The sequence below is a fragment of the Clostridium sp. AF34-13 genome (assembly GCF_003477845.1).
Taxonomy (GTDB): Bacteria; Bacillota; Clostridia; order Lachnospirales; family Lachnospiraceae; genus Butyribacter; species Butyribacter intestini.
This window is the reverse complement of sequence record NZ_QUEB01000015.1, coordinates 46,849-63,979: the sequence shown is the minus strand read 5'-3', so window position 1 is coordinate 63,979 and position 17,131 is coordinate 46,849. Positions and strand designations below refer to the sequence as shown.

Below are 17,131 nucleotides of genomic sequence, written 5' to 3'. Positions count from 1 at the left end.
TACATAGTACAGACACCATGCTGCTGTTTGCACCTGCGGTGTTTACAGCAACAATAGTGGTCCTTTAATTACATAATAAAATTACTTTGATGATTTGCTGCTTCCTGATGACTTACTTGTCGATTTCTTTGATGACGATTTAGACGATGATTTCTTTGACGATGATTTCTTTGATGATGACTCCTTCATCTTCTGAAGATCCTCGGCAGTTACTATCTCAGTTGTCATAGAACCTATCTCGACATTGTTCCATACACTTGCATTTACTTTAATCTTATAAGATTCTTTAAGTTTGTTAAGCCACTCTGTATATTTTTCTGTCTGTGCAGATTTAACTGCATCATCACAGGCTTTCTGATAGCTTGATGTTGAATTGTTATCAATCATTTTTACAAATACATAATATCCGGCTTTTTCATCATAGAATACCGGTGAAACAGTTCCGTTCTTCATAGCCTTAACCTTTTTAAGATTTGCAGTTGAAAGATATGACCAGCCTGCCTTTTCTGTAAATTCTGCCTTATCATATTTTACATCTGTCTTATCTTTGCTTCCGATAAGCTTTGTAAAGTCTTTTGCCTTTGCAGCTTTCTTTGCGTATTTGTTTATCTCAGTTTTATATTCCTGTTTCTTTTTTGCAGATACTTTCTTTGTATTTCCACTGCTGTCTGTTTTTGAAAGTGCTACTGCATAATACTGAATATCATACTCTCTGTAATCTTTCTTTGAAATCTTCTTTATAACCGAAGTTTCATCAACCTTTTTGTTTAACTCTTTCTGCCTGTCTGACTTATATCTGTCTGCAAGAATAGTTTTCTCAAATCTCTTTGTAAGTTTTTTCTTTGACATACTAAGACGGAATTTCTGAATCCATGAAAGTCCTTTCATTGCTTTTTTCGCCTGGCTCTCAGCCTTTTTCTCTTCTGCAGAAGTAAGCTTGTAACCGGCTTTTACAGCTTCTTTATAAAGAACCACATATTCTTCTTCATTGTCTAAGATTTCCTGTTTGATACCTATCTTGTTTGACACACTTGATGGTACATTAGAATCACTTCCCTGGTATGATGACTCCCATACTGAAGTTCCCATATATGCCTGATACATCTCATCATAAGGAAGATAATAAGATTCTTTCTCATAAATAGGATACATCATGTCATCCATGGTAACTTTTGTTCCGTTGACCGTAAATGCAACTTCAGGACCTAACTGCTGTATGCCAACACCTATACATAATACAAGTACCAAAACTATACATATGGCACTCAATACGATTGCCTTGACATTTCTGCCTGAACTTACACCTAATTTCTTTTTGCCTGTTGCAGCTTTAACAGTAACATTTTCTTTTTTTTCACTGTTATCTTTCTGCTGATTCATAACTTTCTTTGCTGAATTCATTGTTGCTCCTCCAAAAGTATTCTACGCACAAATCACTTTCAAAGTGATAAAACGCTACTTTCTATTCTATCTTAAAAAAAATATAAGTCAAGACTGTAAATGTGATAACTCTTTGAACTTTTACATTTTTCTGCTTTTTTTATTTTTTTTATTGACATTTATGTGATTAATTGATATGATTTACAAGTGTTGTGTATAATATTACATATATGCGGAAGTGCTGGAATTGGCAGACAGGCATGATTCAGGTTCATGTGTCGGCAACGACGTGTGGGTTCAAGTCCCATTTTCCGCATTCATTACTTTTTATTTTTTTATAAGTTTTTACCTCGCCTTATCGGGATTATTACATATTCTCCCGATAGGGCACTTTCTTTTTTATCGCAGCAAAAGAGGTTTTAACATTCAGTTAGTTTGTTCATTATATGCTGAATTTTCTTTTCAACAACCAAAAAGGGCTGTCCTTAGGACAACCCTTTTAAATTTTTTCGCTATTTCACTTTGATAAGTGCACTTTAAAAGACAATCTTTATTATTTAACGATTTCTTTAACCTTAGCAGCTTTACCAACTCTGTCACGAAGATATAATAATTTAGCACGTCTTGCCTTACCTCTGCGTACTACTTCAATCTTGTCAATGATTGGTGAATGAACCGGCCAAGTTTTCTCTACACCTACACCATTAGAGAACTTTCTAACTGTAAATGTCTCTCTCGCTCCACCATTCTGTCTCTTAAGTACTGTACCCTCGAATACCTGGATACGCTCTCTTGAGCCCTCAATAACTTTAGCATAAACTTTAACAGTATCACCTACTCTAAAGTCTGCTACTTCTGACTTTAACTGTGCATCTTCGATTGCTTTAATAATATCGTTCATTTTGTGACCTCCTTAATTATTTTGACATTCTTAATACTTCTGTGTAATATCTACAACCGTAACAGAGGAATATCTCTATTCACAAACAACATTCAATATTTTATCACAGCTTATCATCTATTGCAAGCATTTTTTAAATTTTTATCCTGCATCAATCTGACTGTCACTTAAACAGTTCTAATATCTCATCTTTTGTCAGATTGTTCACGAACAGTTCATCAGCTTCGATAACCGAGTCAGACAACACTTTTTTCCTCTTTTGAAGCTCGTATATTTTTTCTTCTATTGAGTCTTTTGTCACATACTTTATTACCTGGACTTTTCTCTTTTGTCCTATCCTGTATGCCCTGTCTGTTGCCTGTTCCTCAACAGCCGGATTCCACCACGGGTCAAAATGTATAACGGTGTCCGCACCTGTAAGGTTTAAACCGGTTCCACCGGCCTTTAAGGAAATCAAAAATACCTTGACTTCTCCACGGTTAAATTCCTTTACATATTTTTTTCTTTCCTCCGGTTTTGTCGCACCGACAAGATAAAAATATGGTATCTCACTTTTTCTCAGTTCATCCGCAATAATCGAAAGCATTGAAGTAAACTGCGAGAATATGATAACACTGTGTCCACCCTCTATTATATCGGGAAGCTGTTCCATAAGAAGCTCAAGCTTACCGCTGCCGCCATGATAATTTTCAATAAATGTACCCGGATGACAGCATATCTGTCTAAGCCTTGTCAATGCCGCAAGTACCTGTATCCTGTCCTTTCCGCTCTGAATATCAGAGTTATCCATTATCTCACTCTGAATCCTTGACAGATAAGAACCATATATCTTTTTCTGTTTTGCAGTCATCTCAGATATACGTTTTGTTTCTATCTTATCAGGAAGATCCTTAAGCACATCTTTCTTCATTCTTCTGAGTATAAAAGGCTGTATGCGTCTTTTTAACTCCTGCATCCTGCTCTCATTTTTTTCTTTGAGAATAGGCTTTTCATAATGCTCGGCAAACTTTGAATATCTTGACAAAAATCCCGGCATTATAAAATCAAAGATAGACCACAGCTCTGACAATGTATTTTCGATAGGAGTTCCGGTAAGTGCAAATCTATGCTCTGCAACAACTGATTTTACAGCTTTTGCTCCAAGTGAAGCCGGATTTTTTATAAACTGTGCTTCATCGATAAACATATTGTCATATCTTATGTCTTTGAAAAAATCTGCATCTTTCCTTATAAGAGGATATGTTGTTATCCACACATCATAATCATCCCTGTCCTCACACAGAAGTCTTTTTCTCTCCTCTGGGTCGCCGCTTATTATCCTTGTCCTTATATGAGGAGCGAACTTTTCAAACTCCTCCTGCCAGTTGTATGACAGAGATGTAGGGCATACGATAAGCGATTTACTTCCGGGTTCAGAACATATATATACTATGGTCTGTAAAGTCTTTCCAAGTCCCATATCGTCTGCAAGAATACCTCCCATACTATATCTTGCAAGATTTTTAAGCCATCTGTAGCCGACCACCTGGTACTCTCTCATTTTTGCCTGAACACATTCAGGCACTTCATACTCACTAACACCCGGATTCTTTATCTCCCGAATCAGTTTTTTAAATCCATCGTCTCTCTCCACGCACTGGCTGTCAGGCATTATTTCATCTATATACACCGCTGCATTTTCCTGGAATTTCAAAATCCCGTTGCTATCCCCAACGCTGTTTTCAACCAGCCATTCAATCGTCTTTTTCTGTTTATCATCCTCAAGGCTTATAAATGCACCATTTTTTAAGCGGTAATACTTTTTCTTAAGATGAACAGCCCTAAAAAATTCTTCCAATTCATCCTTTGGCACCTGCGAATATTCCATATCCATTTCGAGCAGGTTTATATCAGTATTAAGTCTTATGTTCGCTGACATATGGCCTATCTTTTTAACATTTATGTTTTTATATTCTTTTGAGTAAAATACTTCAAAATTATCGGTCAGTATGCTTCTGTTGTCAGTCATCATACTGAAAATATCTTCCTCATTCCTCAATATAAAAGAACTGTCATTTATCTTAAAATTAAGGTCATATAAAACTCTTGTAAGTCTTTCTTCCTCCTCTTTATCACGGACAAGAATATATTTTCCCGAATAATTTTCTTCAAGCGGATTTATTGCATAATCGCCATACTGAAATTTGACTACCGCCGTAACCGATACTTTTTTTCTGTTGTGATATATATCAAGATAAAGTTTTGGAACAAGCGGTTCAACTATATACATATCTTTAATCTCATCCGGCACATTAATATTCATATGTTTTTTTACTACCGGAAGGACTTTTTCAATAAACCCGTTCTTATTGTCACTTCTAAACTCTATCTCTTTGCCGTTCTGCATAAAGAGTGGCACATAAAACGGCAACAGGCAGCTTACAAACTCTTTTTCAGGCAGATAAAGTGCATTATCATAAAAAAGTATGCTTCCGTCCTCACACAAAGAAATCAGTTTATTGTCAGCAGATTTTTTTAAAGTCAGCATATTATCGTCTAACAGCATATCTATTGACAATTCCGGATTCCCCTTTACTATATTTATGTTTTTAAACTCTTTTCCAAAAATATTTATGTCACACTCAATGTTCTCTGAAAGGTCGAGAAGCTTTTGCAGCATCTTTTTTGACAATATAAGTTCCTGCCGCTTAAAAAGACTTGAATAATATGTCTTTCCAAGTGTCTCCTGTATCTCATATATATCCGTAAGATAATCAAGTATCTTTGCTGAGTTTTCCTCAAACGCACTCTCACCCGGCACATAGTGAAACTCCTTGCCGAGTTCTATTGTCTCTTCATTATAATATTCATTTATAAATTTCTTCGTATTTGAAACCTTATACATCTTATGTTCACCGGCTTCAAAACTTACATATGCCCTGGAATTTGTACTTTTCATAAATTCAGGTATAGATATATTTAATTTTAGTTGAAAATAGTTTGGTGTAAGATGGTTATATTCTCTTTTTCTAAAATATTCAACCACATTGTACGCCACTCTGTCTTCTTCGTTGAAATTAACTTTTGCATTTTCACGCTGCTGATAGTCAGCAACAAAAAGCATCATAGCTATAACATGCTTACATGCTCCTGACAATTTAACATGCGACGGACAATTACATGAATACTGTATGTCTCCGTCATCCTCAACCGCAACAGTAACTATATACTGGTTACTGCCCTTTACGACTCCTTTATACTGCTTTAAATTGTCATTCCATGTTACATTTGAAACGGCATGAGCAGCATAGTAACGCATTCCCCTGTAATAAACCCTGTCGGAGGACGCATACTGTTTTATTGCCTCCCTTGTTATCTTTCTCATAACACGTCACCTGCCTTTCACCGGAATTATCCTAACAAATGAAATTTATCTGCAACTTTCGCCATTCTTCTTCCCATAGGGAATTCATATAATTCTTTTCTGCTAAGCCCATGCATTTTAAGTACAAGTGCAAAATAAATCGAAACTGCCACGACAAGTGCCGGAAATATCGCTATATATACTTTACTTGTTAGTATCACAAACACTTTATAGACCGCATATGTTGCTATACCCATAACAAATGAAGCAAGCAGCGGAACACAGAATGTCCTTGTAGTTTCCTGTTTGTACTTCATATATTTTGCAACTGACCTTCCATTGAGGAAGCACACTACTAGCGGATATGTGACATTGCCAAGAACAAGTGCATATACTCCAAGACTTGTCCATCTAAGCAGCACATATACGAACACAATATGAATGATAAGTGATACAAGCGAATGAATTACCGGAAGTCCCATTTTATCTATACTCTGTAATACTCCGCTCGTCACGGTTGACAATGCATAAAATATGACACATGATGAACCTATCAGCATCATCATGCTTCCCGTATTTATATCAGATGACGGGAAAAGAAGTGTAATTATAGGTCTTGCAAGAACCGCAAGTCCCATAGCTGACGGAAATGCTATTATCATATTGAACTTTATCGCCATATCTGTTTTTTTTCTGGCATCTGCCATATCTCCCGCCGCCACCGATGATACAAGATTTGGTATCATTGAGGACGCTATCGCAGTAGAAACAGCAATAGGCACACTTACAAGCAGTCTGTATTTTGTACTGTATATTCCCTGTAATGTCTTAACCACTTTATCAGAATATCCAAGTGTTCCCATTACATTGTTAAAGATGGTCACATCTATTATTCCGCTTAACTGATAAACCGTCTGACTGAGTATTATAGGCACGACCGTCACAAAAATTATTTTGTATGTCTGAACAAGAGACTCTCCTGTTGTAACCCTGTCCCTTTTTGCCTGCTTTCTCATAACCGGACGATACATCATATATATAAATAAGAGTATTATAAGTGCCGTCACTGCACCTATACAGGTTCCGAGTGTTCCACCGGCAGCTCCCCATGCCGGCAGCTTTGGCGATGCACTGTGTGCACGCATAAAGAAATATGCTGCACCGACACTTACAAATGCATTTACAACCTGTTCAAATATCTGCGATATTGCTGTCGGAAGCATAGTCCTGTGCCCCTGGAAAAGACCTCTGAACACACCCATTACCGCAACTATAAATATTGTAGGAGCCAAAACCCTGAGAGGTACAGCTATACCACTGTATTTAGAAAAGAATTTTGCCTCTATCCAGTCTGCTCCGAAATATACAAATAATGCCGCTATTCCGCCGGTACATATCGAAACTGTCATAGAACATCTGAATATTTTATATGCACTTTTATAACGCTTCTGAGAGATTTTTGCCGAAACCATTTTTGAAACAGCCATAGGCATACCATATGATGAAATTATCAAAAGAATATTGTATATCTCAAAAGCCGCTGAATATACACCATTTCCCTCATCTCCGATTATATTTGCCATCGGTATCCTATATATCATACCTATAAGTCTTACAAGTATTGACGCAACTGCCAAAATACTTCCCTGTTTAAGAAATCCGCTTGCCACTTTATTGTTCTTACTTGTTTCCATTACTGTTTTCCCCTTTAACAATCTCTTTTTATCCCAAGTGCATTAAGAATTTCTTCCTGTTTTTTCTCCATGACAATGCGTTCTTCATCTTCCATATGGTCATATCCGAGAAGGTGAAGCATACTATGTGCCGTCAAAAAACACATTTCTCTTTTTATAGAATGACCGTAATTTTCTGCCTGTTCAAAAGCCCTCTCTACAGATATGACAATATCGCCAAGCAATAGTTCACCGCTTTCAGGATTAAAATACATTGCAAGTGCATCGTCACTTTCAAGGATTCCATAGTCAGCCGGTGCCTCATAATCAACCATAGGAAATGAAAGTACATCCGTAGGAACATCCAGTTCCCTAAACTCCCTGTTGATATTTCTTATTCCCTCATTGTCAGTGAAAGTCACATTTACTTCGCACTCATATGGACATTTTTCAAGTTCTAAAGCCTTTTCTATAACCTGCCTGAGTACATTTTCATAATCGAAACCAATATCAAGTTCCTGTTCGTCTTCCATTAATATAGTCATTTATTCCTCCGCTATCATTATCTTATACTTGCGATTTTTACATAATGTTTTCATATACTTTCTTTAATTTCTTTAACTCGTCATCACTAATATCACATTCTGAAAGATTGCCTTTCTTTAAACGGTTTAGAAATATTCCTTCTATTATCTTTTCTTTTGCAGGCATGGTCTTGTCCGTATTTTTTTCAAAATAATCCACCATTGAGACAATACTGTCTGAAAGCATAACAACCGCCGTTTCTTTATTTTCAGGTTTTTTTCTGTAATTTTGTATGATAAGTCCGGTCAGAGCATTGCAAAAATCATACTTTTCAGCCGTCATTTTTACAAAATCTTCAAATTCATCCTTTTTTATCCTGCCAATCTCGTGATACATTCCTCCGGCTTTTGCAAGAGCACTGTCATATCCCATTTTCTTGGCGACACCTTCTGACATTCTGCCTACTGCCACCGAATGTATATACAGCCTTTCAGAAAAACTCTTAAGCTCTGACATAAGCTCACAGTCCTCGTTCAAAATTTCCTTTGGTATCACCGTTTCTTTGTTTTTTATGCCATAAACTGTACATACACCGGCATTTTCAAGCTGCTCTATGGTATGCCTTACTATGAGTGTTATCAGCACAACAACGACTGCCGATAAAATCTGTATTATCGCATATGCTTTACCGGCACTTATCTTTCGCATATCAAATCCATATCTTACCATGACAAACACAGCAGAAAATACCGGCAGTGACAATCCTGAAAATACAAGTTCCCGCATTGTGTTATCGGCAAACATCAGAACCATAGCTGCCCCGATTATCACATAATACAAAAGTATATTTTTGTCACCCGCATATCCACCCGAATACAATAAATATTGAACAATGCACAAAATATAGCATACTGTTCCGTGCTTCATGCCATCAATAGCTGATATAACTGCAACTGATACCAGCCACAGACAACCTATAAACAGATATTCGTTTATAATGATTAGCAATATCGAAAGGATTATATTAAAAGCATAAAGAACATTTGAATATATATTTTCCTTGTTTCTATTTTTCTCACACCTGAAAATTTCATGCTCATAAAATGATTGCAAAAGTATAATACATATAACAGCCGTCACAATATTTACAAGATTTTGCGTAAAATCCAAACCTTGTATTTTTCCCATCAGGACAGCTTCTAAAAGGATTGCTGCATATATGACACAAAAAACAATTTTACTTCTTGAAAATTTATTTCCTTCTGTTCGTTCTGTGCTCATTTTCTTTTGATTCATTTATCTTCTTTCTTCTTTCCATCTTTTTCTCGTAATCATCATAAGCAGATACAATCTTCTGTACCAAAGGATGTCTCACGACATCTTTATTTGTCAGATAAGCAAATCCTATATCCTCAACTTTTCCAAGTACCTCCAGTGCCTGCTCAAGCCCTGATTTTGTAGTTCCCGGCAAATCTTTCTGCGTAAGATCCCCTGTAATAATGACTTTTGAGCCAAAGCCGATTCGTGTAAGGAACATCTTCATCTGAGCCGGTGTTGTATTCTGGGCTTCGTCAAGTATTATAAATGAATTGTCAAGCGTTCTTCCTCGCATATACGCAAGCGGAGCAACTTCAATAAGACCTTTTTCCGTATTTCTAAGATAGCTTTCTGCACCCATTATCTGATACAAGGCATCATATAACGGTCGTAAATACGGATCCACCTTGCTTTGTAAATCACCCGGCAGAAATCCCAATTTTTCGCCCGCTTCGATAGCCGGTCTTGTAAGGATTATCTTATTGACCTCATCCTTTTTAAAAGCTTCTATCGCCATAGCCATTGCAAGATATGTTTTTCCTGTTCCGGCAGGACCTATTCCAAATACGATCATCTTTTTTCTTATAAGCTCTATATAATTTTTCTGTCCGGATGTCTTAGGCTTTATCGGTTTGCCCTGTATCGTCCTGCACACTATATCTGAGTCAAGTTCAACAACCTCGCCCTCCCTGTTTTCCATCGAAAGTGCAAGTATATAATTAATATTCTGTTCTGTTATGGTATTTCCTCTCTTAGAAAGTTCGAGCAGTTCCATAAGGATGCTCTCTGCCTGCTTTACGCTTGCAGCCTCTCCAACAAGTTTTAAATTTCCATCTCTTGCAACCATAGTCACATTAAGATTTTTTTCTATCTTTTTTATATTTGAATCAAAATTTCCAAATATATTTCTCTCATGTTCAGCCGGTATTTCCAGAACTGTTTCCATTATTGCCATTTTTCATATTCCTTTTTTGTCTGATTTTCTCATAATGCGTCTGTCTTTTAAGCCACACGAGTTTTCCCGTCGCCTTATATCCCGTACCTTCACTATCAACCATAAAACTGCTGTCAACAAGCTTATACCCTATTTTTTCTTTTTTGCAGATATAATCTTTATATTTATATTTAAGCTCTGCTGCAGCTTCATCAGGTGAATATTTTTTCCTGACATATGCATATTTTGCAAATGTCACTCTCCGAAACGAAACAGGAAATCTTTTTGTCAAAAAAGGGCATACGCATCCACCATCATAAAGTATAGCACATTTTTTTGAAGTTTCCAAATCATTTAATGGATTATGTATAAAAAAATCCTTTTTAAATGCAGTTATCTTATAAACAACCTTTTTTCTGCCGGTATATTCCTTTATTTTCTGCACTCTTTTATAATAATCCGTATATAGTTCTTCATTTTTAAGCAAAACTATACCATCTGCTCTTACCTTTAACTTTCTTATCACTTCATCATTATCTCCGACAACCGGCACTATCCCTGATATGAGCACTTTTCCCTTTTTTACTTTTTTGCCTTTTCTTACTTTAGCAGTTCCCGCACTTGTAACTATTGAAATAACTTTTCCATCATCCGACGCGACCAGATCCGCCGGTTTCTTCTTTGTTATAATCTTATCCTTTGTCATTTCCCTTACATTTACTAAAAGCCTGCTTCCTTTCTTGTTGACTGACACCCAGCCTATGCCATCATAATGCTTTCTTATCTGTTTCTCTATCTTTTCATGGTCGATATTTCCACCATACATCCCACAGTAAATATTCTTAGTATCGAGATAATCTACTATATTTTCCTCTGTATAATAGCTTTGTCCACTTATCTCTATACCCCATATCCGTGACGAAAACACTATCAGCATAATAAAAAAAATGGCAATTCCCATAACCATATTTATATTTTTCTTTGCTGCCGTCAAAAGAAAAGGAAAACCTATTCTCCTGTAAACTCTTGGAAACACATGACATTTCTTTGCTATATGATGTAATTTCCAAAAATCCGAAAGCCTTATGCAAAACCATATTATTCCTTTTTCACGATCTGCTCTTATATTCCATATCTCAATCCCGTTATTCCTGCAAAGGTTTATAAACCTTCTTGACTCACCGTATTCCATGTAAACATTTAAAAACCCAAATATCCATCCGGTTATTTTATGTACCATACAACTCCTCATTTCTGCATTTTTTGTTTTTCATAAGACTTTTAGTGATATTCTATTGAGCTTATATTTCCCAGAACACACATCTCATCTTCCCTGAAATAAGCTATAACAAGCCTGCTTCCTTTTACATATATCTTTTTCTGCTTTGTCTGAATTTTTATGCTCTCCTCTGTATATTCTATGATGCTCCGGTAATTATCTATACATAATCTGTTATTGCCGTATGCCAGAAGCATCGGTGCTTTTGCTATTATATCCTGCGGTATGTCAAATCGTTCAGAAAGTCTTTTTGATACTACAGGCTCTCTCGCCTCCGGCTTTGTCTGCATTTTATTTCCATGTTTATGTTTATGCATGATAAGCCTCCTGCATACACTAATCTTATATTATTTATATGCAGCAGCTTCGTATTCGGTCACACACATCACAAACCTCCTATTTCCATTTTACTTGCTATAATATGCCAAATAATATATAATAATGCAAAGTTCAAAATAAAATAAAACATTGAAACAGTACACCAGGCAAAATCGGTGAACAAAACAGAAACGAGGAGCATTATGCGTGAAAAAGAAAAATACAACCGCGAAATACTTGATCTTATTCGCAGTATGCAGAATATAGATTTTATCACACCTGAGGACATTCCAAACATAGACCTCTATATGGATCAGGTGACTACTTTCATGGATGAACATCTCGTATCTTCCAAGAGATTTGACGACGATAAGATACTCACAAAGACCATGATAAACAATTATACCAAAAATAATCTCCTGCCTCCACCAAATAAAAAGAAATACTCCAAAGAACATATGCTTCTTCTGATATATATATATTATTTTAAAAATTTTCTTGCCATAAATGATATAAAGGATATATTAGACCCGGTAAGCAATCTCTTTTTTGACGGAAACGGTTCAAAAAAGATGGATGACATATATTCAGATATTGTAAATCTCATACTTGAAAACATGGATTCACAGCTTAGGGATATAATTAGAAAATCAAACAAATCAAATAAATTGTACTCCGAATTAAGTGACGAAGATGAGAAAAAGACTCTCTCAAAATTTGCTTTCATATGTATGCTGAGTTTTGATGTATGGGTCAAAAAAACTATTATTGAAAATCTTGTCGATGATACACTTGGCAAGAAAAAAAATACTGTTTCGTCAAACTCCTCAAACACAAAAGCCAAAAAAAACAAATAAACAGATTAAAAAACTCCAAAAAACATCTGTGATAATATTTATCACAGATGTTTTTTGGAGTTTAATTTTATGTGCAGCCTATATTTTATCACACGGGTACAACATTCATCACAATCCGCTTTGCGTTCTTCCAGTGGTGGTTTATCCCTGTTCAAGTTCTAGCCGAAGCTGAACTTCGTCCTCGGCTTCAAGTTTAAAATCTTCGATTTTTTCCGGATTTACAACCGGAAGATCTTCAAGAGACTCAATTCCAAAATTTCTCAAAAATTCTTCCGTAGTTGCAAAAAGAATAGGTTTTCCCGGAGCATCAAGCCTGCCCGCTTCGCACACGAGATTATATTCAACAAGTTTATTTACGGCATGATCGGTCTTTACCCCTCTTATATGCTCTATCTCCATCTTTGTAACAGGCTGTTTGTATGCTATAATAGATAAAGTTTCCAATAAAACATCAGTGAGCACATGTTTTTTCGGTACATGAGCTATACGGACAAGTGATTCATATGTCTCAGGTTTTGAACACATTTGAAAAGCTCCGTCAAGTTCTATTATCTGTATTCCTCTGTTTCTCTCTGAATAATTGTCCATCATATTATGTATAACTTTGCGGCAGGTATCTTCATCCTGTCCGGTCGCAAGTGCTATCCTCTCTAGTTCAACTGCCTCACCCATTACAAACAAAATTGCTTCTATATTTGCCTCCAACTCCGGCAAAGTCATTTCTACAGCCATATTATCCCTCATTTCTGCACACATTTTTTACATAATGTGAAATATAACATATTTCACATATATGGATTTTTCGCACCAATCTCCATGCCTGTTAAAGTGCAAACTTACCCTGCACTTGACGGTATATATTCAACATCAGGTGCAAGACTATTGTATGTTATCTTTATATCGTCAAAAATCCTTTCCTGAACGATAAGCAGCTTTCCAACTTTCATAAGCTCAAGTATTCCAAGAAAAGTTACTATCACCATAGTCTTGCCCGGATTTTTCTCAAGCATTGTCCTGAAGCTGAAACTTTTATGTCTCATAGCATACTCCTCGATATAGAGCATCCTGTCCTGCAAACTTACCGTCTCTTTTTTTATCTGCCCAAACTTACTCCTTATAGGGTCTATCTTGTCTATCTGCTTCTTCATAACATCATTAAATATGCTGCGAAGCCTTGCCAGAGTAACATCTCCTAAAAGTTCAGATACATCTACTGTCTCCTTATAGTCTGCTATTCCCTTTGGAATCGTAGATTTTTTATAAAGTATTTTTTCTGCGTCCATCTGTTTATCTTTAAGCTCATATGACGCATATTTAAATGTCTTGTATTCCAAAAGTCTTTCGACAAGTTCTGCCCTCGGATCTATCTCTTCTCCGTCCTCATCAACTTGAACCGGAAGAAGCATCTTAGATTTAATCTTAAGAAGTGTTGCCGCCATAACAAGGAAATCACTCATAACATCCATATCATCAGTCTCTGATGCCGACAATATCTCCATATACTGTCTTGTTATCTCTGCGATAGGTATGTCAAAAATATCTATTTTATTTTTTTCTATCAGATGTAATAACAGATCAAGAGGTCCGTCAAACACTTCCAGTTTTACAGATATACTACTCATTTTCTCATATCTCCTTTTAATACTATAGACAGTTTTACTTTTCAGTCACAAAACAGCTATAAACAGCGACAAAAATTTTATAAAACCCATATAGCCTGCATTTATCAGATTAAGGAAAAGCGTCAGGATTAGAAGAAGTTTTATCTGAGTATCAGCTTTTATTATCCCAAGATATATCCTTGCAGATTTTCCGGCTATGATGTGCCCCATATCAAAGGTCGATACCGGAAACAGATTTACGATAAAATAATCAAAACTGAGCATCTGCATATACTGCCAGAACAATATGCCTGCCCTGCGATTTCCGGAACTATTTAGTGCAGCGGCGGCATTTGCGTTTGTACCGTAAATAATGTGAAGCATCTGAACCGACCCGAAAAATATTACTGCAAGAAACACCAGACCGCTTATTCCTATTATAAGATTTGTTTTCTTATCCCTTATCCTGAACATAAACGGCTTAGAAACCGGAACATAGCAGGTAACAGCCAGCACAAGTCCCACTGGGTCTATATAACGCCACAGTTTCCATATTCCTCTGTGTTTTATGATTTGCTTATTGTTTTCTTTTACACGCAGCAGTACAAATATGACAGCCTTAAACAGTTCGTGTAAGACCATCAAAAGTACTGCAGCAACCAGACATATCACAATCTCCAATATCAGTCTTTTCACATTCTACCTTCTTATTTATAATAATCAAACTGAAGGTCATACATTGCAACTGTATCGCCCTCCTCAATTCCCATGGCTTCAAGGTCATCAAGTATTCCGCTTGTTTTAAGGAATTTTTGGAAGAACTGGAAACCTTTCTCAGAATCAAGATTTGTATATCCAAGCATTTTCTCAATACGAGGTCCCTCAACATTGTAAACCTTATTTTTCTCATCATAAGTTACTGTGTATGGTTCATCCTCAAATTCCATCTCATCAAATGAAAATTCTTTTTCAAATACAGTCGGTTCATCAGGCATCTCGTCAAGAAGTGATTTGACATAATAAAGAAGTTCTTTGACACCTTTGCCGCTAACGGCAGATATAGGAAATACTTTTATTCCCTTTGGCTCAAACTCCTCTTTTAGAAGAGAGATAACAGTATCTTCTTCCGTACCGTAAAATACATCACACTTGTTTGCTGCGATAACCTGTGGTCTTTTTATAAGTTCATCATTGTATCTTGCAAGCTCGTTGTTTATTACATTTATATCATTGAGAGGATCCCTGCCCTCTGTCGAAGCTGCATCCACCATATGAATAAAGACCTTTGTTCTCTCGATATGCTTTAAAAACTCGTCACCAAGACCGATTCCGTCTGCCGCACCTTCAATAAGTCCCGGTATATCAGCAATAACAAATCCATCTGCACCCTCAAGATCTACAACACCCAAGATAGGCTGTAATGTAGTGAAATGATAATTTGCAATCTTTGGCTTTGCATTGCTCACTCTTGAAAGAAATGTTGATTTCCCAACATTCGGAAATCCCACAAGTCCCACATCAGCAATAGTCTTTAACTCAAGTATGACCTCAAGCTCCCTCGCAGGTTTTCCCGGCTGTGCATACTTTGGCACCTGCATTGTAGGTGTGGCATAGTTCATATTTCCTTTGCCACCTCTGCCGCCCTTTAATACAATTTCCCTCTCGTGTCCGAAAGACATATCAACAATGACTTTTCCGGTACTTGCTTCCTTTATGACCGTTCCCTCAGGCACTTTGAGGATAATATTCTCACCATCTGCACCATGGCATCTTCTTCTTCCGCCCTGCTCACCGTCTCCGGCACAGAACTTTCTGCGGTGTCTAAAATCATTCAGAGTGTTTATACCTTTGTCCACCTGAAATATAACATCCCCGCCGCGTCCTCCGTCACCTCCGTCAGGTCCTCCGGCGGCAACATAAAGCTCACGCCTGAAACTTACATGACCGTCCCCACCTTTTCCGGAACGAATATATATTTTGGCACTATCTGCAAACATCATTCCACCTTCTTTCTAAAGTAATATCTGCTATTTCAGAATAATTTATATAATAGTATTCTATAATTACGCATAATTTCTATATAATAATCTTTGATTGTATGCTAACATTCTATCTATATAACATTTTTAATGCAATAATATCAAGATGTTTGGATCAAAAGGTATTTTGCCACTAACTAATGTCACGAATTGCTTCATTGCTATCTGCTTTTGACCCTTGCATTATATCAATGTAGTACGATTCTTCTTAACTTTAATTATAACATTTCTCTCTATATAAAACAAAGAGAGACTGTCTTAGAAAGCCTCTCTTTGTATAGGTTTATCAGTTCCGGCAACAGCCGGTTAAATACCGATTATAGACTATTTAGCTTCTACAGGATATACTGAAGCCTGCTTCTTGTCTCTACCTTTTCTCTCGAAACGAACAACACCGTCAACTAATGCGAACAATGTATCATCGCCACCACGACCTACATTAACACCCGGAAGAATCTTTGTTCCACGCTGTCTGTAGATAATGTTACCTGCAAGTACAAACTGACCGTCTGCTCTCTTTGCTCCAAGTCTCTTTGACTCTGAGTCTCTACCATTCTTTGTAGAACCCATTCCTTTTTTATGAGCAAATAACTGAAGGTTCATGTTTAACATAGCCTTACACCTCCTGCTTTCTCTTTTTTCTAATCTTAATATACTTTTTTCCATATTCCGCCTGTATGCCTTCAAGACCAAGTACAAGCGAATTAAGTAACAGTTTAGCAGATTCGCTAACTTTTTCAGATTTTATACCAAATAACACTATGTCTTTTTCCTCATGGACTGCACTGTTAAATTCGTCATCCGTGAATTTTTCAACACTGTTTATCGTGTTTATAACAAGTACGGAAACAGCAGCACAAACTATATCACTGCCATACTCAGCATACTCAGCATGTCCTGTCATACGAAAACCGACATAGTCTCCACTATCATTCTGAAATAATGTCACATCTATCATATACTG

General features: G+C 36.6%; 16 protein-coding genes and 1 tRNA gene. 2 read left to right on the top strand and 15 right to left on the bottom strand.

Translation table 11 applies throughout. The features are described from left to right. Window positions 1–81 precede the first annotated feature (81 nt). A complete protein-coding gene (locus DWZ63_RS12665; protein WP_055942126.1) occupies window positions 82–1,401 on the bottom strand; it encodes a hypothetical protein in 1,320 nt (439 codons plus the stop codon). Window positions 1,402–1,612: 211 nt separating this feature from the next. On the opposite strand from DWZ63_RS12665, the gene DWZ63_RS12660 reads away from it, so the two are divergent. Continuing rightward, window positions 1,613–1,696, top strand: a tRNA-Leu gene (locus DWZ63_RS12660). A gap of 237 nt (window positions 1,697–1,933) precedes the next feature. On the opposite strand, the gene rplS is transcribed toward DWZ63_RS12660, so the two are convergent. The 8 genes from rplS to DWZ63_RS12620 form a co-directional block, all read right to left on the bottom strand. Beyond that, window positions 1,934–2,281, bottom strand: a complete 348-nt coding sequence (rplS, locus tag DWZ63_RS12655; protein ID WP_118500070.1) for a 50S ribosomal protein L19 — start codon at window positions 2,279–2,281, stop codon at window positions 1,934–1,936. Between the two features lie 163 nt (window positions 2,282–2,444). Beyond that, window positions 2,445–5,645: a DEAD/DEAH box helicase gene (locus tag DWZ63_RS12650; RefSeq protein ID WP_055942132.1), complete on the bottom strand. Its 3,201-nt coding sequence runs from the start codon at window positions 5,643–5,645 to the stop codon at window positions 2,445–2,447. A gap of 26 nt (window positions 5,646–5,671) precedes the next feature. Further along, window positions 5,672–7,318: a polysaccharide biosynthesis protein gene (locus DWZ63_RS12645; protein ID WP_055942135.1), complete on the bottom strand. Its 1,647-nt coding sequence runs from the start codon at window positions 7,316–7,318 to the stop codon at window positions 5,672–5,674. 14 nt (window positions 7,319–7,332) lie between these two features. Then, window positions 7,333–7,842 (bottom strand): rRNA maturation RNase YbeY, encoded by a 510-nt coding sequence (ybeY, locus tag DWZ63_RS12640; RefSeq protein ID WP_055942138.1) that lies wholly within the window; start codon window positions 7,840–7,842, stop codon window positions 7,333–7,335. Window positions 7,843–7,879: 37 nt separating this feature from the next. Beyond that, window positions 7,880–9,010 carry an HDIG domain-containing metalloprotein gene (locus DWZ63_RS12635; RefSeq protein ID WP_172794147.1) on the bottom strand — a complete coding sequence of 377 codons (1,131 nt, stop codon included), beginning with the start codon at window positions 9,008–9,010 and terminating at the stop codon, window positions 7,880–7,882. A 64-nt stretch (window positions 9,011–9,074) separates the two neighbouring features. Beyond that, window positions 9,075–10,094 carry a PhoH family protein gene (locus DWZ63_RS12630; protein WP_055942142.1) on the bottom strand — a complete coding sequence of 340 codons (1,020 nt, stop codon included), beginning with the start codon at window positions 10,092–10,094 and terminating at the stop codon, window positions 9,075–9,077. After that, a complete protein-coding gene (locus tag DWZ63_RS12625; protein WP_055942146.1) occupies window positions 10,057–11,313 on the bottom strand; it encodes a sporulation protein YqfD in 1,257 nt (418 codons plus the stop codon). The genes DWZ63_RS12630 and DWZ63_RS12625 overlap by 38 nt, the downstream gene beginning before the upstream one ends. Before the next feature lie 41 nt (window positions 11,314–11,354). After that, entirely contained in the window at window positions 11,355–11,669 is a 315-nt protein-coding gene (locus DWZ63_RS12620) for a YabP/YqfC family sporulation protein (RefSeq protein WP_055942149.1), read from the bottom strand. Window positions 11,670–11,873: 204 nt separating this feature from the next. Here DWZ63_RS12620 and DWZ63_RS12615 point away from each other — a divergent pair, with 204 nt between their 5' ends. Beyond that, the gene (locus tag DWZ63_RS12615; RefSeq protein WP_055942152.1) at window positions 11,874–12,527 is read left to right on the top strand and encodes a DUF1836 domain-containing protein; all 654 of its coding nucleotides are present in this window, start codon (window positions 11,874–11,876) and stop codon (window positions 12,525–12,527) included. 141 nt (window positions 12,528–12,668) lie between these two features. On the opposite strand, the gene scpB is transcribed toward DWZ63_RS12615, so the two are convergent. From scpB to DWZ63_RS12585, 6 genes are all read right to left on the bottom strand, one after another. Continuing rightward, entirely contained in the window at window positions 12,669–13,259 is a 591-nt protein-coding gene (gene scpB / locus DWZ63_RS12610) for an SMC-Scp complex subunit ScpB (protein WP_330672324.1), read from the bottom strand. A gap of 104 nt (window positions 13,260–13,363) precedes the next feature. Beyond that, window positions 13,364–14,149, bottom strand: coding sequence for a segregation/condensation protein A (locus DWZ63_RS12605; protein ID WP_055942157.1), 786 nt, complete (start codon window positions 14,147–14,149; stop codon window positions 13,364–13,366). A gap of 45 nt (window positions 14,150–14,194) precedes the next feature. Then, entirely contained in the window at window positions 14,195–14,824 is a 630-nt protein-coding gene (locus DWZ63_RS12600) for a hypothetical protein (protein ID WP_055942159.1), read from the bottom strand. A gap of 11 nt (window positions 14,825–14,835) precedes the next feature. Continuing rightward, complete coding sequence (obgE, locus tag DWZ63_RS12595; RefSeq protein WP_055942162.1) at window positions 14,836–16,125, bottom strand: GTPase ObgE; 1,290 nt, start codon at window positions 16,123–16,125, stop codon at window positions 14,836–14,838. A gap of 366 nt (window positions 16,126–16,491) precedes the next feature. Next, window positions 16,492–16,779, bottom strand: coding sequence for a 50S ribosomal protein L27 (gene rpmA / locus DWZ63_RS12590; protein ID WP_022015279.1), 288 nt, complete (start codon window positions 16,777–16,779; stop codon window positions 16,492–16,494). 4 nt (window positions 16,780–16,783) lie between these two features. Continuing rightward, on the bottom strand, window positions 16,784–17,125 hold the full coding sequence (locus DWZ63_RS12585; protein WP_022015280.1) for a ribosomal-processing cysteine protease Prp: 342 nt from the start codon (window positions 17,123–17,125) through the stop codon (window positions 16,784–16,786). Window positions 17,126–17,131: the final 6 nt, after the last annotated feature.

What these genes read in the sequence shown, in the direction of transcription:
- DWZ63_RS12665 (WP_055942126.1), bottom strand. Translation starts at nt 1,401, where the DNA reads ATGAATTCAGCAAAGAAAGTTATGAATCAGCAGAAAGATAACAGTGAA.
- rplS (WP_118500070.1), bottom strand. Translation starts at nt 2,281, where the DNA reads ATGAACGATATTATTAAAGCAATCGAAGATGCACAGTTAAAGTCAGAA.
- DWZ63_RS12650 (WP_055942132.1), bottom strand. Translation starts at nt 5,645, where the DNA reads ATGAGAAAGATAACAAGGGAGGCAATAAAACAGTATGCGTCCTCCGAC.
- DWZ63_RS12645 (WP_055942135.1), bottom strand. Translation starts at nt 7,318, where the DNA reads ATGGAAACAAGTAAGAACAATAAAGTGGCAAGCGGATTTCTTAAACAG.
- ybeY (WP_055942138.1), bottom strand. Translation starts at nt 7,842, where the DNA reads ATGACTATATTAATGGAAGACGAACAGGAACTTGATATTGGTTTCGAT.
- DWZ63_RS12635 (WP_172794147.1), bottom strand. Translation starts at nt 9,010, where the DNA reads ATGGGAAAAATACAAGGTTTGGATTTTACGCAAAATCTTGTAAATATT.
- DWZ63_RS12630 (WP_055942142.1), bottom strand. Translation starts at nt 10,094, where the DNA reads ATGGCAATAATGGAAACAGTTCTGGAAATACCGGCTGAACATGAGAGA.
- DWZ63_RS12625 (WP_055942146.1), bottom strand. Translation starts at nt 11,313, where the DNA reads ATGGTACATAAAATAACCGGATGGATATTTGGGTTTTTAAATGTTTAC.
- DWZ63_RS12620 (WP_055942149.1), bottom strand. Translation starts at nt 11,669, where the DNA reads ATGCATAAACATAAACATGGAAATAAAATGCAGACAAAGCCGGAGGCG.
- DWZ63_RS12615 (WP_055942152.1), top strand. Translation starts at nt 11,874, where the DNA reads ATGCGTGAAAAAGAAAAATACAACCGCGAAATACTTGATCTTATTCGC.
- scpB (WP_330672324.1), bottom strand. Translation starts at nt 13,259, where the DNA reads ATGGCTGTAGAAATGACTTTGCCGGAGTTGGAGGCAAATATAGAAGCA.
- DWZ63_RS12605 (WP_055942157.1), bottom strand. Translation starts at nt 14,149, where the DNA reads ATGAGTAGTATATCTGTAAAACTGGAAGTGTTTGACGGACCTCTTGAT.
- obgE (WP_055942162.1), bottom strand. Translation starts at nt 16,125, where the DNA reads ATGTTTGCAGATAGTGCCAAAATATATATTCGTTCCGGAAAAGGTGGG.
- rpmA (WP_022015279.1), bottom strand. Translation starts at nt 16,779, where the DNA reads ATGTTAAACATGAACCTTCAGTTATTTGCTCATAAAAAAGGAATGGGT.
- DWZ63_RS12585 (WP_022015280.1), bottom strand. Translation starts at nt 17,125, where the DNA reads ATGATAGATGTGACATTATTTCAGAATGATAGTGGAGACTATGTCGGT.